General features: G+C 69.2%; 30 protein-coding genes. 14 read left to right on the forward strand and 16 right to left on the reverse strand.

Annotated elements, in window-relative coordinates; translation table 11 throughout:
- The first annotated feature begins 24 nt into the window (after positions 1 to 24).
- Complete coding sequence (locus SK803_RS09170) at positions 25 to 504, forward strand: MmyB family transcriptional regulator (protein ID WP_406601508.1); 480 nt, start codon at positions 25 to 27, stop codon at positions 502 to 504.
- Positions 505 to 731: 227 nt separating this feature from the next.
- Here SK803_RS09170 and SK803_RS09175 read toward each other — a convergent pair whose 3' ends face one another.
- From SK803_RS09175 to SK803_RS09190, 4 genes are all read right to left on the reverse strand, one after another.
- Positions 732 to 1,268, reverse strand: a complete 537-nt coding sequence (locus tag SK803_RS09175) for a vitamin K epoxide reductase family protein (protein WP_319965391.1) — start codon at positions 1,266 to 1,268, stop codon at positions 732 to 734.
- Positions 1,265 to 1,864, reverse strand: coding sequence for a DsbA family protein (locus SK803_RS09180; protein ID WP_319965392.1), 600 nt, complete (start codon positions 1,862 to 1,864; stop codon positions 1,265 to 1,267). The genes SK803_RS09175 and SK803_RS09180 overlap by 4 nt, the downstream gene beginning before the upstream one ends.
- A 54-nt stretch (positions 1,865 to 1,918) precedes the next feature.
- Positions 1,919 to 2,293, reverse strand: a complete 375-nt coding sequence (locus SK803_RS09185) for a hypothetical protein (protein ID WP_319965393.1) — start codon at positions 2,291 to 2,293, stop codon at positions 1,919 to 1,921.
- A gap of 86 nt (positions 2,294 to 2,379) precedes the next feature.
- Positions 2,380 to 2,553 (reverse strand): hypothetical protein, encoded by a 174-nt coding sequence (locus tag SK803_RS09190; RefSeq protein WP_319965394.1) that lies wholly within the window; start codon positions 2,551 to 2,553, stop codon positions 2,380 to 2,382.
- Here SK803_RS09190 and SK803_RS09195 point away from each other — a divergent pair.
- Positions 2,552 to 3,283, forward strand: coding sequence for a HupE/UreJ family protein (locus SK803_RS09195; protein WP_319965395.1), 732 nt, complete (start codon positions 2,552 to 2,554; stop codon positions 3,281 to 3,283). The two genes, SK803_RS09190 and SK803_RS09195, sit on opposite strands and share 2 nt — an antisense overlap.
- On the opposite strand, the gene SK803_RS09200 is transcribed toward SK803_RS09195, so the two are convergent.
- The 3 genes from SK803_RS09200 to SK803_RS09210 are packed head-to-tail and all read right to left on the reverse strand — an operon-like array spanning position 3,212 to position 6,350.
- Positions 3,212 to 4,699, reverse strand: a complete 1,488-nt coding sequence (locus SK803_RS09200; RefSeq protein WP_319965396.1) for a carboxylesterase/lipase family protein — start codon at positions 4,697 to 4,699, stop codon at positions 3,212 to 3,214. The two genes, SK803_RS09195 and SK803_RS09200, sit on opposite strands and share 72 nt — an antisense overlap.
- 2 nt (positions 4,700 to 4,701) lie before the next feature.
- Entirely contained in the window at positions 4,702 to 5,268 is a 567-nt protein-coding gene (locus SK803_RS09205) for a TetR/AcrR family transcriptional regulator (RefSeq protein ID WP_319965397.1), read from the reverse strand.
- 47 nt (positions 5,269 to 5,315) lie between these two features.
- A complete protein-coding gene (locus SK803_RS09210; RefSeq protein WP_319965398.1) occupies positions 5,316 to 6,350 on the reverse strand; it encodes an NAD(P)-dependent alcohol dehydrogenase in 1,035 nt (344 codons plus the stop codon).
- Positions 6,351 to 6,440: 90 nt separating this feature from the next.
- On the opposite strand from SK803_RS09210, the gene SK803_RS09215 reads away from it, so the two are divergent.
- The 3 genes from SK803_RS09215 (at position 6,441) to SK803_RS09225 (ending at position 8,120) form a co-directional block, all read left to right on the forward strand.
- Positions 6,441 to 7,028 (forward strand): TetR family transcriptional regulator, encoded by a 588-nt coding sequence (locus SK803_RS09215; RefSeq protein ID WP_319965399.1) that lies wholly within the window; start codon positions 6,441 to 6,443, stop codon positions 7,026 to 7,028.
- A gap of 92 nt (positions 7,029 to 7,120) precedes the next feature.
- The gene (locus SK803_RS09220) at positions 7,121 to 7,987 is read left to right on the forward strand and encodes a helix-turn-helix domain-containing protein (protein WP_319965400.1); all 867 of its coding nucleotides are present in this window, start codon (positions 7,121 to 7,123) and stop codon (positions 7,985 to 7,987) included.
- On the forward strand, positions 7,965 to 8,120 hold the full coding sequence (locus tag SK803_RS09225; RefSeq protein ID WP_319965402.1) for a DUF397 domain-containing protein: 156 nt from the start codon (positions 7,965 to 7,967) through the stop codon (positions 8,118 to 8,120). Before SK803_RS09220 ends, SK803_RS09225 begins: the two co-directional genes overlap by 23 nt.
- Here SK803_RS09225 and SK803_RS09230 read toward each other — a convergent pair.
- Complete coding sequence (locus tag SK803_RS09230; protein ID WP_319965403.1) at positions 8,117 to 8,482, reverse strand: hypothetical protein; 366 nt, start codon at positions 8,480 to 8,482, stop codon at positions 8,117 to 8,119. The genes SK803_RS09225 and SK803_RS09230 overlap by 4 nt on opposite strands.
- A 93-nt stretch (positions 8,483 to 8,575) precedes the next feature.
- On the opposite strand from SK803_RS09230, the gene SK803_RS09235 reads away from it, so the two are divergent.
- Both SK803_RS09235 and SK803_RS09240 read left to right on the forward strand, forming a co-directional pair.
- Positions 8,576 to 10,411, forward strand: coding sequence for a hypothetical protein (locus tag SK803_RS09235; protein ID WP_319965404.1), 1,836 nt, complete (start codon positions 8,576 to 8,578; stop codon positions 10,409 to 10,411).
- Between the two features lie 3 nt (positions 10,412 to 10,414).
- Entirely contained in the window at positions 10,415 to 11,392 is a 978-nt protein-coding gene (locus tag SK803_RS09240; RefSeq protein ID WP_319965405.1) for a pentapeptide repeat-containing protein, read from the forward strand.
- Positions 11,393 to 11,468: 76 nt separating this feature from the next.
- Here SK803_RS09240 and SK803_RS09245 read toward each other — a convergent pair whose 3' ends face one another.
- Together SK803_RS09245 and SK803_RS09250 are read right to left on the reverse strand one after the other, a co-directional pair.
- The gene (locus SK803_RS09245; protein WP_319965406.1) at positions 11,469 to 12,524 is read right to left on the reverse strand and encodes a 4Fe-4S binding protein; all 1,056 of its coding nucleotides are present in this window, start codon (positions 12,522 to 12,524) and stop codon (positions 11,469 to 11,471) included.
- Positions 12,521 to 13,396 carry an alpha/beta fold hydrolase gene (locus SK803_RS09250; RefSeq protein WP_319965407.1) on the reverse strand — a complete coding sequence of 292 codons (876 nt, stop codon included), beginning with the start codon at positions 13,394 to 13,396 and terminating at the stop codon, positions 12,521 to 12,523. The genes SK803_RS09245 and SK803_RS09250 overlap by 4 nt, the downstream gene beginning before the upstream one ends.
- A gap of 104 nt (positions 13,397 to 13,500) precedes the next feature.
- Between SK803_RS09250 and SK803_RS09255 the strand changes: the two genes are divergently transcribed.
- On the forward strand, positions 13,501 to 13,983 hold the full coding sequence (locus tag SK803_RS09255; RefSeq protein WP_319965408.1) for a winged helix-turn-helix transcriptional regulator: 483 nt from the start codon (positions 13,501 to 13,503) through the stop codon (positions 13,981 to 13,983).
- On the opposite strand, the gene SK803_RS09260 is transcribed toward SK803_RS09255, so the two are convergent.
- Positions 13,973 to 15,022, reverse strand: a complete 1,050-nt coding sequence (locus SK803_RS09260) for a M4 family metallopeptidase (protein WP_319965409.1) — start codon at positions 15,020 to 15,022, stop codon at positions 13,973 to 13,975. The two genes, SK803_RS09255 and SK803_RS09260, sit on opposite strands and share 11 nt — an antisense overlap.
- A 159-nt stretch (positions 15,023 to 15,181) precedes the next feature.
- On the opposite strand from SK803_RS09260, the gene SK803_RS09265 reads away from it, so the two are divergent.
- The 4 genes from SK803_RS09265 to SK803_RS09280 are packed head-to-tail and all read left to right on the forward strand — an operon-like array spanning position 15,182 to position 17,248.
- Positions 15,182 to 15,646, forward strand: coding sequence for an SRPBCC domain-containing protein (locus SK803_RS09265; protein WP_319965410.1), 465 nt, complete (start codon positions 15,182 to 15,184; stop codon positions 15,644 to 15,646).
- Positions 15,643 to 16,005 (forward strand): ArsR/SmtB family transcription factor, encoded by a 363-nt coding sequence (locus SK803_RS09270; RefSeq protein ID WP_319965411.1) that lies wholly within the window; start codon positions 15,643 to 15,645, stop codon positions 16,003 to 16,005. Before SK803_RS09265 ends, SK803_RS09270 begins: the two co-directional genes overlap by 4 nt.
- Positions 16,002 to 16,463, forward strand: coding sequence for an SRPBCC family protein (locus SK803_RS09275; protein ID WP_319965412.1), 462 nt, complete (start codon positions 16,002 to 16,004; stop codon positions 16,461 to 16,463). The genes SK803_RS09270 and SK803_RS09275 overlap by 4 nt, the downstream gene beginning before the upstream one ends.
- A 26-nt stretch (positions 16,464 to 16,489) precedes the next feature.
- On the forward strand, positions 16,490 to 17,248 hold the full coding sequence (locus SK803_RS09280; RefSeq protein ID WP_319965413.1) for an isocitrate lyase/PEP mutase family protein: 759 nt from the start codon (positions 16,490 to 16,492) through the stop codon (positions 17,246 to 17,248).
- Between the two features lie 9 nt (positions 17,249 to 17,257).
- Here the strand turns inward: SK803_RS09280 and SK803_RS09285 are convergent, their stop codons facing one another.
- Complete coding sequence (locus SK803_RS09285) at positions 17,258 to 17,665, reverse strand: hypothetical protein (RefSeq protein ID WP_319965414.1); 408 nt, start codon at positions 17,663 to 17,665, stop codon at positions 17,258 to 17,260.
- On the reverse strand, positions 17,662 to 18,216 hold the full coding sequence (locus tag SK803_RS09290; RefSeq protein WP_319965415.1) for a sigma-70 family RNA polymerase sigma factor: 555 nt from the start codon (positions 18,214 to 18,216) through the stop codon (positions 17,662 to 17,664). The genes SK803_RS09285 and SK803_RS09290 overlap by 4 nt, the downstream gene beginning before the upstream one ends.
- 198 nt (positions 18,217 to 18,414) lie before the next feature.
- Between SK803_RS09290 and SK803_RS09295 the strand changes: the two genes are divergently transcribed.
- Positions 18,415 to 18,591, forward strand: coding sequence for a hypothetical protein (locus SK803_RS09295; protein ID WP_319965416.1), 177 nt, complete (start codon positions 18,415 to 18,417; stop codon positions 18,589 to 18,591).
- Between the two features lie 13 nt (positions 18,592 to 18,604).
- On the opposite strand, the gene SK803_RS09300 is transcribed toward SK803_RS09295, so the two are convergent.
- The 3 genes from SK803_RS09300 to SK803_RS09310 are packed head-to-tail and all read right to left on the reverse strand — an operon-like array spanning position 18,605 to position 19,781.
- Positions 18,605 to 19,081, reverse strand: coding sequence for a DUF6183 family protein (locus tag SK803_RS09300; RefSeq protein WP_319965606.1), 477 nt, complete (start codon positions 19,079 to 19,081; stop codon positions 18,605 to 18,607).
- Complete coding sequence (locus SK803_RS09305) at positions 19,020 to 19,280, reverse strand: DUF6183 family protein (RefSeq protein WP_319965417.1); 261 nt, start codon at positions 19,278 to 19,280, stop codon at positions 19,020 to 19,022. The genes SK803_RS09300 and SK803_RS09305 overlap by 62 nt, the downstream gene beginning before the upstream one ends.
- 9 nt (positions 19,281 to 19,289) lie before the next feature.
- Positions 19,290 to 19,781: an FBP domain-containing protein gene (locus SK803_RS09310; RefSeq protein WP_319965418.1), complete on the reverse strand. Its 492-nt coding sequence runs from the start codon at positions 19,779 to 19,781 to the stop codon at positions 19,290 to 19,292.
- Positions 19,782 to 19,848: 67 nt separating this feature from the next.
- Here SK803_RS09310 and SK803_RS09315 point away from each other — a divergent pair, with 67 nt between their 5' ends.
- The gene (locus SK803_RS09315) at positions 19,849 to 20,418 is read left to right on the forward strand and encodes a TetR/AcrR family transcriptional regulator (protein ID WP_319965419.1); all 570 of its coding nucleotides are present in this window, start codon (positions 19,849 to 19,851) and stop codon (positions 20,416 to 20,418) included.

Genomic DNA, 20,418 nt, shown 5'->3' on the forward strand with positions numbered 1-20,418 from the left:
GCGCCGGGCTTCGTGATCTCGGCCGTGTTCGAGGTGCTCGCGTGGAACGACCTCATGGCCGCGCTGATGGAGGACTTCGGAGGACTCGACCCGAAGGACCGCAACCTCGCCCGTCGCGCCTTCCTCGAGCCCGCCCGGCCCGAGCCGCTGTACGGGATCTCCGACGCCTCCGAGTTCCGCCACCACGTCGTGATGGAGCTCCGCGCCACCCTCGCCCGTTACCCGGCGGATCCCGCGGTGACCGGCCTCGTCGACGAGCTCCACGCCAGCCCCGACTTCGCCCGGCTCTGGGAACGGCGCGACGTGCAGGCCGCGCCGACCCTCAGGAAGACCTTCCGCCACCCGGTCGTCGGGCCGGTCACCGTGGACTGCGACTCGCTCGTGCTCACGGACCGCGACCAGCACCTCGTGCTCTACAGCGCGCCGCAGGGGTCTCCCGATGCCGAAGCGCTCGCCCTGCTGAACGTCCTCGGCCCTCAGGCGACCGCTGCGGTGCCGCGGTGACCGACTAGCCCGGATGGAGCCACCCGCATCCCCGCCGGATGCCCGTGGTCGGCGATCCGCTCTCCTGAACCCGGTAGCCGCCCCGTCACCCCGTGGCGTGTGCAAGTACCACCAACTCAACATCAACAAGCACTTTCCTACTACCAACAGCCTTGGGTGTGGTGGACGGCGATTCGATCAGGAGTTGGTGGTACTTGCACACGTCCCACCAGCCAGCGGCGACCTGTCTAGACGAGCGACGACCAGTAGAACCAGAACGCCTGCAGCACCCCGGCCACGATCACCAGGTACCACAGGATGAGCACGACGCTGTGGTACTGGAACGTCGGCCGGATGTTGCGCAGCGTCGTGTACCAGAAGATCGGGATCATCACCGCCCACACGACCATGCAGTACGGGCACAGCGCCCCGATCTCGTACAGCGACTGGACGATCAGCCAGTGCACGAACAGCACGCCGAACGTCACGCCGACCTGCAGCCCGATCCACACCCACCGCGGCAACGACACGCCCGACACCAGCAGGACGCCCAGCGTCGTCACCACCGCGAACCCCGCGATGCCGAGCAACGGGTTCGGGAACCCGAACACCTCCGCCTGGGCCGTCTTCATGATCGAGCCGCAGCTCAGCACCGGGTTGATGCTGCACGTCGGCACGTAGAACGGGTCCTTGAGCAGCGCGATCTTCTCGATCGTCAGCACGGACGACGCGATCAGGCCGACGAACCCACCGACCGCGAGCACCCACGCGACCAACCGGTTCACGAGAGCACCTTGCCGATCGCCGCCTTCAGCGCGTCGTACGTGGGCGCGCCGGTGAACTTGGTGCCGTTGATGAAGAACGTCGGGGTGCCCTGCACCCCGGCCTTGCTGCCCTCGGCCCGCTGGGCGAGCACCCGCTCCCGCAGCGCCGGGTCGGCCAGCGCCTGCTCGAACGCGGCCTGGTCGAGCCCGAGCTGCTGGGCGAACCCGAGGAACACGGCCTGCTGGGACGTCTGCTGCCCGGCCCATTCCTGCTGCGTGTCGAACATCAGCCGGAACATGTCGTCCCGCTTGCCCTGCGCGCCCGCCGCCTCGACGGCGACGGCGGCCAGCTCGGCGTTGCGGTGGCTGGGAATCGGGAAGTGCCGCACGTCGAACGTCACGCGGTCGCCGTACTCGGTCTTGAGCCGCTCGACGCCGGGGTAGGCGGCGCGGCAGGACGGGCACTCGAGGTCGAGGTACTCGACGACGGTCACCTTGCCGTCGGCGGACTTCGGCGCCGCGGTCGTGTTGTTGTTCTGGCTGAAGAAGATGAATCCGGCGACCACCACCGCCACGACGGCGACGATGATCAGGGACAGCCGAGCGTTCTTGGACATGACGAAGAGACCTCCACGAAGGCGAAAAGGACCGAACCGCAGAACGGGTTCGGTCTAGGCGCGCAGCACGCAGAGCTGCGCCAGCCGTACTTCCAGCCGATGTGACGGACGAGACCACACGGGCAAAGGCACCAGACGCGCCGGCACGGATCCTGTCCGCCGCAGCACGGCGAACCCGATCAGCACCGCGAGCGCCAGCACGAGACAGCAACCCGCGACCAGAATGCCGTCGAGCAACGCCGAACCGTCCTCCACCTGATCGGCCACGTAGGCGATCGCGGAGGTGCTCGACGTCGGGCACTGCGCGGTCCAGGCGAACTCCGTCTCACACGGGGTGCCCTGCATCATCGCGACCCCGGCGACCAGCGCGAGCACAGCGAAAACCCGCGCGAGATACGCGCGGGTTCGCGAGCTGCGGGTGCCGGGCACGTGATCCAGCGTAGCGACCCGCCGCGCACGCTGGACGACATGGGGGGAGAAGCTGCCAGAAGACGTCCGGCAGCGGGCCGAGACGCTCAGACCCCGGCGAAGGCCGGCGTCTCCTCCGAACCGTCCCAGTTCACCTTGAACGTGAACGCCTCCGTGAGCGCCTGCCGGTACTGCTCGCCCCGCGCCTCGGTGATGGTGCCCGCGGAGACCAGTGACTCCATCCGCATCGGGAACGCCGCCGCGACCGGCGTCGCGGACATGATCGGCTACGGCTTCCACCACGTGCTGGAGGGCGCCGACCACCTGCTGTTCCTGATCACGTTGCTGCTGGTCGCGCCCGTGGCGCTCACCGCGGGCCGGTGGCGCGGCCGCAAACCGGTCGCCTCCACCGCGCGGTCGCTCTTCGGCGTCGTCACGGCGTTCACCGTCGGCCACTCCCTGACGCTCATCGCCTCCGCGCTCGGCTGGATCTCCCTGCCCAGCGCCCCGGTCGAGGTGCTGATCGCCGTGTCGGTGGCGGTAGCGGCGATCCACGCCATGCGCCCGCTCGCGAAGCACGGCGAGAACGTCATCGCCGGCGCGTTCGGACTGGTCCACGGCCTGGCGTTCGCCGGCATCCTGAGCAGCCTCGGCCTCGACGGCACACCGTCGTTGCTCGCCCTGCTGGCGTTCAACGTGGGTGTCGAGCTCGCCCAGCTGGCGACCGTCGCGCTGCTCTTCCCGTCGCTGTACGTGCTGTCGGGCACGCGCTGGTACCGCACGATCCGGCTTGGCGGAGCGTCCTTCGCACTCGTCGCCGCCACCGCGTGGGCGCTGGACCGTCTCGGCGTGCTCGGCAACCCGCTGGCGGCCGCGGAGGAGTACCTGATCAGCCACCCCTGGTACGTGGTGGCCTGCCTCGCCGCGGCCGCCGTCCTGTCAGCGGTTCCAGAACTCAAGCCGGTGCTCGGCCGCGTAGTCCACGCGCCCGATCGCGCCCGGAGCCAGTGACCGCACGTACCGGCCCTCGGAGAACTTCGGCCATCCCGGCGTGCCGGTGCGGGCGAAGTCCGTCCACGCCTTGATCATGTGGTCGGACAGTCCGCGGTCCTTGGCGAAGCCGGCGTCCGGGAACAGGTAGTCGATGTCGGACGAGTGGTTCGCGCCGTGCAGCTCCGCCGGGAACTCCGGGTTCGTCGCAGCGTTGCGGTCCGCGAACTCGAACGCGTACACAGGCGCCTTTGCGGCGTACAACGTGTTCTGCCGGAACGTCGCCCGCGCCCACACACGATCCGTCAACACCGTGGCCCACGCCTGCTTCGGCGACGCGTAGGCACTCACCGGGTACTCACGCTCGATCTCAGCCACGCGGTCCGGGAACGCCTCCCGCAGCAACCGCGAGTAGTCCTCAGTGGACATCGGATCCGGCCGGAACAGCCCGACGAAGCTGTTGTGCTCGTCGCGCGTGGCCCCGACGAGGATCGGCACGTCCGAGAACTCGCCGGCCTCCAGCGACTCACCGGGCAGTCTCGGCAGCAGCTCCCCGCCGTACCCGACCGACTGGAAGATGTTCATGATCTGCGGGTACTCCAGCAGCTTCTCCACCGGTAGCCGCCGCAGGCACTCGACGTCCGCGCACCCCAGCTCACCGCTGATCATCGCGCCGATCTCCTGGATCTCCGGCACCGGCCGCCACGCGAGCGACGGCAACGCCTCCAGATCCGGGTACCAGGCACCCTTCGGCACGTCCACCATCGTGAACGAGCTGTGCATGATCGCCTTGTGGAACAACGGTTTCTGCCCGATGAGGTGCGCACCCACGGCCGTGGCGCCGAACGACACCCCGAACAACGTCACGTTGCCCGGATCCCCGCCGAACGCCGCGATGTTGCGCTGCACCCACTTCAGCGCCGCCCGCTGGTCCAGCAACCCGAACTCCCCGGAGTGCGCCAGCCCCGGCAGCCCGAACCCGCCGAACACCCCCATCCGGTAGTTGAACGTCACCACGACGACATCCCCTTGCCGCGCAAGACGTTCGGCGTGGAAGTAGTGCCCGGCCCCGACCGCGCCGTCGCCGTGCACCCAAACCAGCACCGGCTTGCGCCCGGCCGTGGACGGCGTCGTGACGTTCGCGAACAGGCAGTCCTCGTCGGTGCTCTTCTCCGATGAGTAGCTGGACCCGACCTGCGGACATGGACTGCCCGGCTGCAACGCGTCCATGACCCCGCTCCACGCGACAGCACGCACCGGCGGCTCCCAACGCGCCGCGCGAGCGTAAGGAATCCCCTGGAACACCAGGTGCGAGTCCCGCACCTCACCCCGAACCTGCCCGGTATCGGTCGCAACGACGTCCGACGGCACCGCTTCCCCCTTCCCGCACGCGCTCACGAACAGCAATGCGGCCAACAACAACGTCCCCCGACGCATGTCTAACCCCCTGTAGCCAGCTCGACGGCCGCGATCAACTCCCGTTCGCAGACGTCGAGATCGAGTGCCCCGGACCGCAGCACGACGCCGTTGCGCATCGCGAGGACGAACACCGCCATCACGTCCGGGTCGAACGCGCGGAACTCACCGTCGCGCTGCCCCTGCCTCAACAGCTCGGCGAGCGCCACGTGATCGGAGTCGGCGATGCCCCCGTCGGTCACCGCCGCGTGCGCCCTGATCCGCAGGAACGCCACCATGTCCGCACGGTGCTCACGCAGGAACGCGATGTTCGCGACCAGGAAGGCCCGCAACTCGTCTCGCGCCGTGCCCTGCCCCATGCGCGCGCTCACGAACGCCCCGAACCGCTCCAGCACGTCCGCGAACACCACGTCGACAAGCTCCTGCTTGTTCCTGAAGTGGTACGAGATCAGCCCGGTGCTGCTCAGCCCCGCCCGCGCCGCGATCGCCTTGAACGACGTCTCCGCGTAGTCCAGCTCCGCGATCGTGGCAATGGCGGCCGCCACGATCTGGGCCCGCCGAGCCTGCTCCGTGACCGACTTTGCTCGCATGAGCAAAAATTAGCACAGCCGAGCAAACCATGCCCGAGTCTGACCCGTCAGTCGAGGTCGGAGAGGTCGAGGACGAACCGGTAGCGCACGTCGCCGCGTTCGAGCCGGTCGAGCGCCTCGGTCACGCGGGCCGACGGCAGCACCTCGACGTCGGCGGTGATGCCGTGGGCCGCGCAGAACTCCAGCATCTCGGCGGTGGCGGCGAGGCCTCCGCTGCCACTGGACGTCAGCTTCTTGCGGCCGAGGAGCAGGTCCATCGTCTCCACGGTCATCGTGCCGAGGTGGCCGACCTGGCTCAGCGTCCCGTCCATCGCCACCAGGCTGAGGTAGGGGCTGATGTCGTGCGGCACGGGAATGGTGTCGATCAGGACGTCGAACCGGTCGCGGGACGCGGCCGTGCTGTCCGGGTCGGTGGAGACGACGACGTCGCGAGCACCGAGCCGCATCGCATCGCTCGCGCGGTCCGCCGACCGGCTCACCACCGACACCTCGGCACCCATGGCCGCGGCGATCTTCACCGCGAGGTGGCCGAGCCCGCCGAGGCCGGCCACCGCCACGCGCATCCCCGGGCCGACGCCCAGAGCGCGCAGCGGCTCCCACACGGTGATCCCGGCGCACATCAACGGCGCCGCAGCCGCCGGGTCCAGCCCAGGCGGCAGGGGATAGGCGAACTTCTCGCGAACGACGTACTCACGGGAAAAGCCACCGAGTGTCGTCGTCCCGTCGTGGCGATCGGTACCGCCGTAGGTCAGCACGGGAAACTCACGGCAGTAGTTCTCCTGGCCCGCCACGCACATCGAGCACACGCCGCAGGAGTCGACGATGTTGCCGACGGCGACCGGGTCCCCGGCCCGGAACGCCGTCACGTCCGGACCGGTCTCGATCACCACGCCGGTGAACTCATGACCCGGCACGAGCAGGTCGTCGCCCTTGTGACCACGAACGGCGTGCAGGTCGGTGTGGCAGACGCCGCAGTGATCGACGCGCACCGCGATGTCGTCGCGGCGCAGGTCACGGCGGGGGATCTGCACCTCCCGCAGCTTGGTGGTGCCTTCGGCTTGCCAGCCGGTGGTGCTGCGCATGACGCTCCTTAAACAGACTGTTCGGTCTATTTGACCGTAGGCCTGCGCGGCCAAAAAGTAAACCGAACGGTCTGTCGGTACAGTTCGGGCATGTCCGACCAGCAGCTGACGGCCCGCGGCGAGGCCACGCGGCAGCGCATCATCGACGTCGCCACCCAGGAGTTCGCCGAGTACGGCATCGCCGGGGCCCGCATCGAACGGGTCGTCGCCGCGGCACGCACGAACAAGGCCCAGCTCTACGCCTACTTCGGCAACAAGGAAGGCCTGTTCGACGCCATCTTCTTCGGCTCGCTGGACCGCATCGTCAACGTCGTCCCCATCGACGCCACCGACCTGGCGGAGTGGGCCGTGCGGCTGTACGACGAGTACCTGGAACGCCCCGACCTCATCCGCCTCGCCACGTGGGCCCGTCTCGAACGACGCCCGACCGGCCTGCTCGTCGCCGACACCGAACGCCGCGACGACGTCAAACTGCGGGCCATCGCCGACGCGCAGAAGGCCGGCCTGGTCCGCGACGGAGACTCCTTCGACCTCATGGCGATGGTCATCGCGATGTCGATGGCGTGGTCACCGGTCAGCAACGTCTACGCGGCCACGATCGATGAACCCGCCGAGGTTCACGAGCGCCGCCGGGAGTTGTTGCGCGAGAGCGTCCGCCGCGCTGTCGCGCCGAGCTGAACGAGTTTGGAAGACCGCCAAACAGCATGCTTTCAGGTTGATCTGCGGCGAATGGGTGGAGCCAAACGGATCACCGGTTCTACCGTCCCCGCATGCCATTGCGGAGATCCACGGTGCGCGGCCGCGAGTTCGGCGACGCGATACGGGCGCTGCTGCGGGCGGCCAACCTCACCAACCGCGCCGCCGCCGAGTTGCTGGGCTGGCAGGAGGCCAAGGTCTCGGAGCTCGTCAACGGCAAGGAAGGCGTCTCGGACGTCGACCTGGCCAAGCTGCTGGGTTTGCTGCGCACGCCGCCTGACGAGTTCGACCATCTGATGGCCCTGCACCGCGAGACGAACGTCCGGGATTGGTTGCAGCCCACCAAGTCCGGCATGACGGACCGAGCGCGCACACTCCGCGAGCACGAGAAGATCGCCTCGGACATCACCGGCTGGTCGATGAACGTCGTGCACGGTCTGCTTCAAGTTGCCGAGTACGCCCGGCATGTCGGCGAGGCGCTGGCCAAGGTCGGCAAGGACGACCTTCAGACTTACGTCGAAACTCGCATCGCACGGCAGAAAGCGGTGCTCGACGGATCTCGGACCGTCACGATCTTCATGCACGAAAACGCGATCCGCCTACCGGTCGGCGGCCCCGAGGTCATGGCTGAGCAGCTTCACCATCTGCTGCGGCTTTCAGTGCGGCCCTACCTCGTGATGAGGTTGATCCCCACGGCGTTCGGGCCACACGCAGGCCTCGCTGGTGACTTCGACCTGTTGAAGTTCAAGAAGATCCCGCCCCTCGTCTACGTGGAGAGCGAGGGGGCTAACGTGTTTCTGGAGGATCAGCCTTCCGTTGGCCTCTACGACACGGTGTTGGAGTCGCTGAAACGGACGGCGTTGGATGAGGCGCAATCCAGGAAGCTGATCACCGACATCATCGGTGAGGAGTCTCGTCATGACCAGCTGGCGGAAGAGTAGCTACAGCAGCGATGGCAACTGCGTGGAAGTGGGCCGTGGCGTCGGCGTCCGGGACAGCAAGGCGCCGTCCGTTCGGCTTCCTCTCACGGCCCACCAGTGGACTCAGCTACTGCGCTTGGTCAAGTCGAGCTAGAACGCACACTCGATGTGGCTGCCGCCGTCCGGCAGCAGGTTGTTGCGGGTCCAGCCTTTGACGTTGGTCGTGACGTTGTGCAGGTAGGTCCAGTCGTAGCCGTCGTTCCCCCGCGTCTTGCAGTAGAAGGTCAACCGGTGCGACGGCTGGATCGAACCGCGTCCGGTGCACCCCGTCGACGACCCGGTGCGGATGCGCGCTCCGGCCGCGCCGCCGGTCCAGGTGAAACCGTCGCTGAACGATCCGTTCGTGCCGCACGGTGCGTGCTGCACGCCGATCTCGGAAGCCTGAGCGCTCGCGATGCCCGTTGCCATCAACACCGCTGCCGCGACAGGCGCGAGCAGCATCCCCAGTGACTTCATCTTGATTCCCCTCAGATACGCGGTTTGCGCCCCCCGAGGGCATCGGATCATGGATCGGCCACGGCCGCTACAGCTCTACGGCAGGATGGCCGTGTGGAGCCGAACGAAGTGCGCAACGCGCTGTACTCCGATCAGGTGCGTGCTCCGGTCGTGCAGGCAGGCGACATCCACGGCGATGTGCACCTGCACGCGCCCGGCGGTACTCCGCTCGACCTTGCGGCCCACGAGCTCGCGACCGCTGTGCGCAGGCAGTGGACGACCGAAGCGGAGAACCGGTCGTTGCGGCAGCCGGCGCCGCTGCAGGTCCGGTTCTGGAGCACGGCCGACAGCCGGCAGGAGCCCGTCAGGGGAGACGTGCGGCAGATCGCCTCGATGTTCCGCGGGCTCTCCCGCCGTCAGCTCGTCGTGCTCGGTGAGCCCGGCGCGGGCAAGACGGTCGCGGCGCTGCTGCTGACGCTGGAGTTGCTGGAGAGTCCGCGCCTCGGCGAGCCGGTGCCGATCCTGCTGGCCGCGGCGTCGTGGGATCCCACCGCCGAGCACTTCGACGTCTGGGCGATCCGGCGGCTCACCGAGGACTACCCGGCGCTGGGCGGTCAGGACACCGCCCGGCTGGTGGCCGACGGTCGAGTGATGATCGTGGTGGACGGACTGGACGAACTGCCGGTGCACCTGCACGCGCCCGCGCTGGACGGCGTGAACAGGGCGTCCGGGATCCGTCCGGTCGTGGTGACGTGCCGCACCGACGAGTACCACGCGGCGGTGGCGCAGTTCGGGACCTTCCTCAGCGGTGCGGCGGTGGTGCAACTCGCGCCGGTGCGTGCGGATGCCGTGGCCGCGCACATCGCCGAGACCAGTCTCGACGTGCGGTGGCGGCCGGTCACCGAGGTGCTGGTCGCGGAGCCGTTCGACGACGTCGCGGAGGTGTTGTCGAGTCCGCTGATGGTGTATCTCGCACGCACCGCTTATGCGTCACCGCGCACGGAACCTCGCGAGCTGCTGGCGTTTCCGACGCGCGCGGCGATCGAGCAGCATCTGCTGAACGCTTACATGCCAACGGTTTACGGGCCACGTGTTGACGTCGTCGACATGTATCGGCCGCGGCGCCGGTCCTCCCGCTGGCCGATCGAGGACGTGGTGCGCTGGCTGGCGTTCCTCGCGAAGTGGCCGGGACAGGAGTTCGCGTGGTGGCACCTGGCGCTGGCCACACCACGCTGGGCCACCGGCGCCGTGGTGAGCCTCGCGGTGCTGGCGGTCGGGTGCACGCCGATCCTGTACGGGCGGCCGAGTTTCTGGCCGGCGCTGGTGGCCGCGGCGGTCAGCTTCGTCGCGATCACCTCACGTACCAGGCCGATCGCCCCAGCGCGGCCGACCGTGACACGACCGAATCCGCACCACCTGTTCCGCACGATCACGTGGATCGCGGCGTTCGTCATCACGCCAGTCGCCTACCACACGGCAGTCTTCGTCTTCGGCAACACAGTGCTGTTCGCCGTCGAACTCTCGGCTGCGGTGGGTGCCGGCGTCCTGACGTGGATCGGCGGCATGGTGGTCGCGGAGAGGTTCCGCCCGCGTGGCGTCACGCTGCTCGACAGCCGGATCCTGCTGCGCGAGGACCGCAGACTGTGCGTTCTGTGGCTCGCTCTCGCGGCAGCGGGTTTCGCGGTGTTGCTGTGCAGCGACAGCTGTTCCGTCGTGCCTTTGCTGTTCGCGGTCGTCGCGGGATGCGTCGGCGCCGCGGGCCGCACGGCGTGGATGTCGTACCTGGTGGCCAAGACATGGCTGGCGCTGAGAGCGGAAGTCCCGTGGCGGCTCATGACGTTCCTCGACGACGCACGCCAACGTGGTGTCCTGCGGGCGAACGGGCCTTCCTACCAGTTCCGGCACGTCCGTCTGCGGGAACACCTCGCCAGCCGCCGGTGCCACAATTGACCGATGGAGGAGGCCGATGACTTCCGCAGCCGGCTCGTCCCCGGTGCCGACCTTCGCGGAGTCACGTTTCCGTCGTTCGACAACCTGGATGGAGTAGATCTGCACGGCGCCGACCTCCGTGGCGCGGACCTTCGCAAGGTCAACTGGTGGGGCGAGGGCGAGGTCCAGCTTTCCAACACCGACTTCTCCGGTGCGGACCTTCGCGGGGCCTGGCTCGGAGCGCCGATCTTCGACGGAGCCAACCTCAGCGGCGCCAACCTTTCCGGGCTTGATCTCAAGCGTGGTCAGTTCGCTGCGACCAGCTTCGCCGGTGCCGACCTCACCGGGGCTGATCTGTCCCACGTCAACATCAGCGGCGGCACCTTCGACGGCGCGGTTCTGGACGGAGCCAACCTCGACGGCGCGGTGCTCACCTCCTGCACCCTGCGCAACGCCAGCCTGGTCGGCACCAGTCTCATCGGAGCCAACCTGCGGGAGTCCACCCTCACAGCCGCCGACCTGCGCGGCGCGAACCTCACGAGTGCAGCGCTCCCTGATGGCCCCTCCGCATTCGCTGCCGCTCGTTTCGACGCATCCACGCAATGGCGCGAGGAAATGCGCTCGAAGGCTCAGGCCAACTCGGTCGCCGGACCCGACGGCACTCATGTGATCAACTCACCGCCACCGCCAACGCCCGCATTACCCGCCCAGCAGTCGGGGCACATCGGGAAAGTGGTGGGGCGCGTGGCCGCGGTTCTGTTCGGTGCCGGCCTCACGATCTACGCCGTGCTGTACCTGACCGGCCATGTCAGCACCTTGGGCCGTTTCGAGGCCAAGCCCGATGTACTCGACAACGCAGTGGTCGGGATGTTGTTCACCGTCGGGGCAGCGAGCCTCCTGGGCGGGATCGTCGGGCTTTCCGAGGAGTCGCGGAGCAGTAGCCGGCGCTCTCGCGGCGACACCGACTTCGACGGTGACAGCTGCGGCATCGACGCCGACTGAGAGGCGGGCGACGTAGCGAACGTCGTTCATGCGTGCGGCAACGCGAGGAACGCCATGAGCCCTCACGGGACACAGGTCAGGACGACTCGGGGCGTTTCGCCGGGGGCTGCCAGCCGCCGGTGACCTCCTTGGTGGGTTTGTGGGGGAAGCGGCGTTGGGCGTGTGCCTGCGCGGGTGAGCCCGGCAGGACGTAGAGGGTCTCCGTCTTCTCCTGCAGCGGCCGCAACACGGTGTCCATGAAGGTCTTGCGATCGTCGAGGTACGGGCCCAGCACGTCCTCGCCGGCGGGACAGACGGCCAGGCAGTAGCCGGACTTGTAGCCCGGCGGGGAGGCGAGGCTCTGCCACATGGAGGCGCTTTCGGAGTCGGTGACCCTGGAGCGGTAGTCGGCGGCGTCCTGGCTGTCGGCCACGGTCTGCACCCAGTCGGTGAACCCGCTCATGAACTCGCGGTAGTTGTGCGTGGCACAGCCCAGCGCGTCGAACGACCCGTCTTTGCGGATGGCGCCGATCGGGCAGGCGGCGACGCACAACTTGCAGTCGATGCACGGGTTGTAGTCCAGCGCCTGGCCGTAGGCGCTCACCTCCGCGTCAACCAGCACAGTGGCCAGGAGCACGAAGCTGCCGAACTTCGGGTGGATGACGTTGCGGTGCAGGCCCATGACGCCGAGTCCGGCGGCCACCGCGACGGTCTTGTGCGCGACCACCCAGATCCGCCCGGGATAGCGGTCCATCTCCTGAGGGAAGCCGACTGACGGGTTGAGCGCGCGGTAGCCGGCGTCCTGCAAGGCCTGGGTGACGGTGCGGGCGGCGTGGTTGGCGTGCTCGTCGGTCTGGTGGAACTCCTGATTCGCGACGCTGCGAGCGGGGGAGCGGCAGTTGTCGCGGTTCATCCGGAACACCATCGCGATCAGGGAGCGGGTGCCGGGCAACGCGCCCAGCACGTGCTCGCGCTCGCCGGCCAGGTCGGCGTGGTCCAGGCTGACCACCGCGGCGTCGTCCGCGCCCGCCGCGAGGCACAGTTCGCGCAGCCAGGCCGCGTCGATCACCTCAGGCGGGCTCACCGCCTGCCTGGCGAGCACGGCCTGCACCGACGGGTGAGATGCCAGCTTCGCCGGAAGTTTGGCGGTCATGCGACCGCGTCCAGCAGGCCGGCCGGCACGTCCGGCCGTTCCAGGGCGATGAAGTGGCCGGCGTTCGGCACCTGGGTGAACTCGGCGCCGGGCAGCAGTTCCCGGTTGGCCTGCCGGTCCGAGGGCCGGGACCAGTCCTTCTCCCCGTAGATGAGGTGGACCGGTGCCTTGACCTCGGGGTAGCGGGCGCGGGCCGCGATGAGGCTGGGCAGGTTGCGGTAGACGCCACGGGCGACGGTCGAGTAGCCGGGGTGGCGGCCGACGGCGAGGAGTTCGTCCAGGTAGTCCTCGCGCAGTGCGGAGGTGTCGACGAGGCCGCCGGACAGGATGGCGCGCATGACGTCCTCGGGTTCCAGCCGGGCGAGCAGCGGACCCACGCCAGGGGCGATGACGCCGCTGATGATCAGTCGGGCCAGGAGGCTGGACCTGGCGATGCCGCCGGCGAAGTCGTAGGCGTTCACCGCCACGACCCGTCGGACGCGGTCGGGGAGGTCGGCCGCCGCGGTGAGGGAGAGCACGGCCCCCATCGACTCGCCGAGCAGGGTCACGTCGTGCAGGTCGAGCTGGGTGATGAGCCGGGTGACGGCGGCGCGCATGGCGGGTTCGTCATAGGACGCGCCGGGCACGATCTGCGAATGGCCCATTCCCGGCAGGTCCAGCGCGTACACGGTGTACCGCTGCTGCACCAGCGGGATGAGGTGGCGGAAGTGCTCGGCCTGGGTGCGCACGGTGTGCAGCAGGACCAGAGGCGCGCCGCTGCCGCCGGTGAGGTAGCGCAGCCGGCCCTGGTGGCCCGGTTCGGTCGCCTCGAGGAAGTGGCTGTCCGTTCCGGGGACGCTGATCCCGGATCGGGTGTTGCTGATCATCGACATGGCCGTCCGCACCTCATGGCAAGTGTGTTGCGTTTTCCAACCGACTGGCGGTGACAGTAGAGCAGTCGGTTGGAAAACACAACACACTGGACTAGGCTGGGGTGATGACCGATCCCGAACCGCGGCCCGGCGTCCGCATGGCCGACCTGCCCCTGGGGGTCCGTCCGTGCTCACTCGCAGCTGCGCTGGACGTCCTCGGCGAGCGATGGTCGCTGCTGGCTCTCCGGGAGATCGGCTACGGCGTGCACCGCTTCGCCCGCATCGCCGGTTACACGGGCGCGTCCCGCGACCTGCTTGCCGACCGGCTGCGCAAGCTGGAGGCCGCCGGGGTCGTCGAACGCCGGCCCTACAGCGATCATCCGCCGCGCCACGAGTACCACCTCACCGAGGCCGGGCGGGAGCTGTTCCCGGTGATGCTCGCCCTCACCCAGTGGGGCGACAGGTGGGCGGTGGACAGCCCCGTGCTCGTTCGCCGGCACTCCTGCGGCGAGCCGGTCGAGGTCGACCTGGTCTGCCACCACTGCGGTCAGCCGATCACCCACGACACGATCCACGCCGAGCTCGGCGACGTCTCACCTACTGGCTGACGCCGACGTCGTTCCAGGACGCCCGCACGACGTTCGCCACTTCGGTCCCGAACAGCGCCTGAGCCGATGCCACGGTCGCGGCAGCCGCCTCGGCGAAGTGCGAGTTGACGCGGAGCTTGGTGGTGAGCGCGTCGTACCAGACCTTGCCCGCCCGGTCCCAGGCGTTGCCGCCCAGCCGGGTCGCGGTGAGGTGGAAGGCCTTGTTGGGGATGCCGGAGTTGATGTGCACGCCGCCGTTGTCGTTGCGCGGGTTGCCGTCGTCGGGCAGGTCGACGTAGGAGCGCATGTGGCCGGGCTGGCGGTCGAGCTGGTGGGCGGTGCCTGGGTTCTTCATCGACCTCAGCGCGACGCCCTGCAGCTGCGTGCCGAGGATGCCCGCGCCGATCAGCCAGTCGGCCTGGTCGGCGGTGTGGCCGAGCGCGTGTTGCTTGACCAGCGAGCCGAAGACGTCGGCCATGGACTCGTTCAGCGCGCCGGACTGCTTGCGGTAGCGCAGGCCCGCTGTGTACTGCACGACGCCGTGCGTGATCTCGTGTCCCACCACGGAGATGTCGCGGGCGAGCGCGCCGGGCTGGAAGACCTTGCCGCTGCCGTCGCCGTAGACCATCTGGGTGCCGTCCCAGAAGGCGTTGTCGAAGCCGCGGCCGAAGTGCACCGACGACACGAGCTTGAGGCCGTTGCCGTCGACACTGTGGCGGCCGAGGACGTCGCGGTAGAAGTCGTAGGTCTTGTCGGCGTTGTCGAAGGCGTGGTTGACGGCGGGGTCGTTCGAGGCGCCGTCGCCTTCCTTGCGGAGCAGGACGCCGGGCAGGGTGCGTTCGTCGCCGCCCTGGACGTCGTGGACGGCCTTGAACTCGGCGGCCGGGCCGCGTAGCTGGGCCGCGTTGAGGTCGAGGAACTGGATGGCCTCGGTGAGCGTGTCGCGCTGGGCGCGCAGGGCGGCCGAGGCGAGCAGCGTCGGGATGGTGTCGCGGATGTCGACGCTGCCGGTTTCCGCGAGCTCGATCAGCAAATGGGCGGGCAGGATGAAGCAGACCACGTGTCGTTCCCCCTCTGAATTCCCTGGTACCAGGGGAGAGGGCGTCCTCGGCGCTCAAATACACGCCCTCCGGTTCGCGCAACTAAAAGTTGCGCTTGCGCGACGCGCCGGATAGGTTGACGTGCAACCTATGGTTGCATTTGAGCCGAGGAGGAGCACGTGGAGTACGGAAGCATCGAACGGGAGCTGCGCATCGACGCCACCCCGGAGGTGGTCTACGAGGTGGTCAGCTCTCCCGAGCACCTGCGCGAGTGGTGGCCGGACGACGCCGAGCTCGATCCGGTGCCCGGTGGTACCGGCCGGATCGTCTTCGGTGATCCGGCGTCGCCGGACGCGAAGGTCGAGCAGCTGACCGTCGTCGAGGCGGACCCGCCCCGCCGGTTCGCGTTCCGCTGGGTCTACGACAAGGGCGAGTCCGCCGCACCGGACAACTCGCTGCTCGTCACCATCGACCTGGTTCCGTCCGGCGACGGCACGTTGCTGCGCTTCACGGAGTCCGGATTCCGCGAGCGCGGGTGGGAGGCCGCCGTGCTGGAGAAGGCCTACGCCGAGCACGTCCAGGGCTGGGACCACTTCCTGCCGCGCCTCGTCGCACGTGCCAACAGCCTGGTCGCGCGGCCGTGAGCACCGCGATCGACGACGACCTCTGGTCCGCGGTCGGTGACCCGACCCGGCGGCGGATGCTCGACCTGCTGCTGAGCGACGGGGGCGGTACGGCGACCACGCTCAGCGAGCGGCTGCCCGTCACCCGCCAGGCGGTCGCCAAGCACCTCGGTGTGCTGGACCGCGTCGGGCTGGTGCATGCGCAGGCCGCGGGCCGCGAGCGCCGCTACGAGGTGGACGAGGTCCAGCTCGCCCGTGCGGTCGCCCAGCTCGCCGCGGTCGGCTCGACCTGGGACGCCCGGCTGCAGCGGATCAAGCGCATCGCCGAGCGGATCCAGCGGGAAAGAGCGGATCGAGAGACAGGACCGGGTCACTCATGACGACACAGGCGCCGCGCACCGAGCGCGGCTACTCCACCTCATACATGGTCGAGCAGTCACCGGACGAGGTCTTCTCCGCTGTCCTGGACGTCCGCGCGTGGTGGACGGGCGAGATGGAGGGGCCCACCGACGAGCTGGGCGCCGAGTTCACCTACCGGCATCCTCCGCAGCACTACAGCCGGCAGCGCGTGACCGAGCTCGAGCCGGGCCGCCGCGTGGCCTGGCGGGTCGTCGACAGCCATCTGTCGTTCGTCTCGGAGCCGGCTGAATGGACCGGCAGCGAGATCGTGTTCGACATCGTCCCCGCCGCCGGAGGCACCGAACTGAGGTTCACCCACGTCGGCCTGGTGCCGGACGTCGAGTGCTACGGCGCGTGCTCCACGGCCTGGCTGCACTACGTCAACGCCGGCCTGCACAGCCTGATCACCACCGGAAAGGGCCTGCCCGACCCGTGGTGACCACGACCGATGGACAGGAGAGCACGATGTCCGATCAGGCCGCGAAGGCCGATCTCCTCCGTTCGCTGCACGTCCCCGGCGACCCGCTCGTGCTGCCGAACGTCTGGGACGTCGGCAGCGCCCGCGCCGTCGTCGAGGCGGGGTTCCCGGTGATCGCGACCGCGAGCAACGCGATCGCCGCGGCGCTCGGCCACGACGACGGCGAGGGTGCCCCGCGCGACGAGATGATGTTCGTCGCCGCGCGGATCGCGGCGTCGGTCGACGTCCCGGTCACGGTCGACGCCGAGGCCGGGTACGGGCTGGCTCCGGCTGAGCTGACCGAGTTGCTCGTCGGCATCGGAGCCGTCGGCTGCAACATCGAGGACACCGACCACGCGAACGGCGGCCTGGTCGACGTCGACGTGCGCGCCGCCTATCTCGCGCAGATGCGGGCGGCCGCGAACCGGATCGGGGTGCCGCTGGTCATCAACGCCCGCGTCGACTCCTACTTCCCGGCCTCGCCGCACCGAGGCGACCAGCGACTGGCCGACGCCATCGGCAGGGCCGGCGCGTACTGGTCGGCGGGCGCCGACTGCGTGTTCGTGCCGGCGGCCGGGCCGCAGGACCTCCGCGTGCTCGTCGCCGAGGCCGGCGCTCCGGTGAACGCCGGACTGCCGCTCAAGGGAGGATCGCTGGACGATCTCCGTGCGGCCGGTGTCGCGCGCGTGTCGGTCGGTCCACAGCTCTACCGCAGCGCACTCGACCACCTGCGGGCCGATCTCCAGCCGCTCCTGGTCAGGCGGTGACGATCGAGGTCAGCCGTGGGCCCACTGCGTGACGACAGGGGTTCCGTCGGCCGCCGTCACCCGGATCCGGACCATCCCGGGAGGGATCTCGGTGGCGGTGAACCGGCCGTCCGCGATCGGCACCGCACGGCGTGAGCGCGGTGTCTCCACCACCGCCTCACCCTCGGCGCCGGTGACCAGCCCGCGCACGACGTCGTCGTCGATCTCCAGATTGACCGTGACCCGCACGGACTCGAAGGCGAGCGTCACCGGTCCGTCGCCGCGCACCAGGGCCTCGGACTCGACCAGCGCGGCGAGTTCGGCGTCGAGGGCGCGCAACGCCAACGCGGCGCTCGCGTCGCGCATCACGCCCGCCGGGACCGGGTCGAACTCGTCGGCCGCGGCGCGCAGCAGGTCGAGGAAGTCGTCGTCGTTCATGACCGTCCCTCCAACAGCTCATTGCCCCTGACCAGCGCTTTCAACCGGCCGAGGCAGCGCTGGCGGATCGGCCCGATGCTGCCGACCGGCATGTCCAGCGCGAGGGCGACTTCGGCATAAGCAGGCGGCGGCGAGGCCATCAGCACGCGCAGCAACTGCCGGCAGCGGTCCGGGAGCCGCTCGAAGACCCGCCACAGCGCGGCGTTGCGTTCGCCGACGAGGAGTTCGTGGTCGACCTCGGGGGCCGGGTCGGGGGAGTCGGCGATCTCCTCCGCCGGTTCCGGCAGACGTCCGGCGCGCCGCAGCAACTGCAGGCACTCGTGCCGTGCCGTGGTGGCGAGCCAGCCGGCGAGGCGTTCCGGTTCGGTGATGCGGTCCAGGTGCTCGACCAGCTTGATCCACGTGCACTGGACGGCGTCGGCCGCGTCGGCGTCGCCGAGGCGGTAGGCGCGGGCGATCGACCAGAGCAGACCGTTGAACTGTCTGACCAGCGCGTCCCACGCGGCCTGGTCGCCACGTGCGGCCGCGGCCACCGACGCTGGGATGTCCATGTGCTCATGATGCCGCGCGATCCGGCCATGATTCGCCGATTGCACCCGAATGTCGTTCGGTCGCTGATGGACACGCGGCTGCGTGGGCGGGATGAGCGCCGCGACCCGCCCATCGTCGGGAATCGCGAAATTGCCGCCCAATCCGGCGGTCCCGGGTGCATGCTGTGTTCTACATCTCAACCCGAGGACTGATGAAAAATGACCAGTGCGACCGCCGGCTCCCGCCACAACTGGGAGTCCGACCTGGAGCGCTACCGGATCAAAGCGGTGCACGTGCTCGACACGCACCTGCCCGCGACGACCGGATGCACCGAGTGCGGCGACCCGTGGCCGTGCGCTCGTGCGTGCACAGCGGAGCTCGTGCTCGAACTCTGATCCGTGAGCTGACCTAGTCGGTGTCCGTCGCGGCCAGCACGGTCAACCGCGTGCGGTCCGGCGACACCGCGACGATCGCGAGGTCCCAGTCGACGCCCTCGAACCAGACGGTCTCGGGATCGAACCGGTACCAGCTCCACTCGAGCACGCGGGCTTCCACGTCCGCGGCGCTCGCCGTTTCCTCCAGCCCGACGATCCCGGCCATGGAGTGCCAGGCAGCGAGGCGGCCGTAGGCGCCGTGCGCACCCGTGTTGCACACGCCTCCCAGCGACGACGCGGCGAACAACGCCCGCCACGCCTCGGCCGCGGTCGAGCCGGTCACCCAGAACCTCCTGGTCTCGCCGTCCGTGCACTGCAGCCTGAGGCTCAGCAGCACGTTCGCGAGCAGGTCGACGTCCAGGGGCTCGGCGAACTCGAAAGTCCGCGCTTCAAAGCATCCGTTGGGGCCTGGTGAAGTCGCCGTGGCCGTTCTCGTCGTACTCCGGCAGATCGACGTTCTCCTCCAGCTCTGACCGCGTGAGCGGTAGCCAGGCCAGTGGGTGGTCGCCGAGGTCGATCCCAGGCACCTCGACGGCGCGGAGCACGAGTTCGTGCAGCAGACAGGCTCGCTCCTCACCCGGCGCCGCGGCGGACAGATCGGCCGCTCCGCGCGAGGCGAGCATCGAGGCGGTGTGCCGGTGATCAACCACGTGCGGATCCTACGAGTTCACCCGGTGGAGGAACGCGCTGATCCCTGAGACCATCCGCTCGACCTGCTCGTCGAGCGTGATCGACTCGTGGAAACGCGAGCCGGGTCCCGCGTTCTTCTTCCCGCGCAGGTACAGCGAACACTGCAGGTCAGCGCACACGTAGACGCCGACCGAGTTGCCCAGCTGCCCGGACTTGCCCGCCTTGCGCGCGGTCATCAACGACACCCCGTCACCGGAATGCGTGGTCAGGCACCACGAGCACATCGTCTTGCGCGCTCGCCCGGCCTGCGCGGCCCGCCGCAGCGCGATGCCGGCGAGCCGTCCCTCGACGTCGATCACCAGATACGAACGGTCCGGTGCGGCGGGGTCGGTCCAGCCCAGGAAGTCGAGGTCGTCCCAGCGCCGATCCCCGAGGTCCTTGGGTACGTGCATGCGCTTCGCCTCGCCCTTGGTGGAATTGACGAAGGACGCGCGGATGTCGTGTTCCGTCAGCGGCTTCATGCCCAGGGACGCTAGGCTTACCTAGAGGTCCTAGGCAAATCATTATGGACCCTAGGAAGGGTGGCGCATGGCACGCGCGGGGCTCACGGCGGACCGCCTGACACAGGCGGCGGCGGAGCTGGCCGACGAGGTCGGCTTCGAGAACGTGACGGTGTCCGCGCTGGCCCGGCACTTCGGCGTGAAGGACGCCTCGCTCTACTCGCACATCCGCAACGCCCACGACCTGCGCGTCCGCCTCGCCGTCCTGGCACTGGCCGAACTCGCCGACCAGGTCTCCGACGCGCTGGCCGGCCGTTCGGGCAAGGACGCGCTGGTGGCGTTCGCCAACGCCTACCGGAGCTACGCGCTCGCCCACCCCGGCCGCTACGCCGCGATGCAGATGGCACTGGACCCGGACACCGCCGCGACGTCGGCCGCCGGCAAGCACGCCGAGATGACCCGCGCGATCCTGCGCGGCTACGACCTGTGGGAACCCGACCAGACCGACGCCGTGAGATTGCTGCACAGCACGTTCCACGGCTACGTCTCGCTGGAACGCGCCGGGGCATTCCACAGCCACCCGCGCGGGGTGGAGGCGTCGTGGATCCGCACGCTCGACGCGCTCGATTCGCTGCTGCGCGCGTGGCCGGTCGGCTAA

Origin of the sequence: Lentzea miocenica (assembly GCF_033949945.1) — a bacterium.
In the GTDB taxonomy this organism is placed as follows: Bacteria; Actinomycetota; Actinomycetes; order Mycobacteriales; family Pseudonocardiaceae; genus Lentzea; species Lentzea miocenica.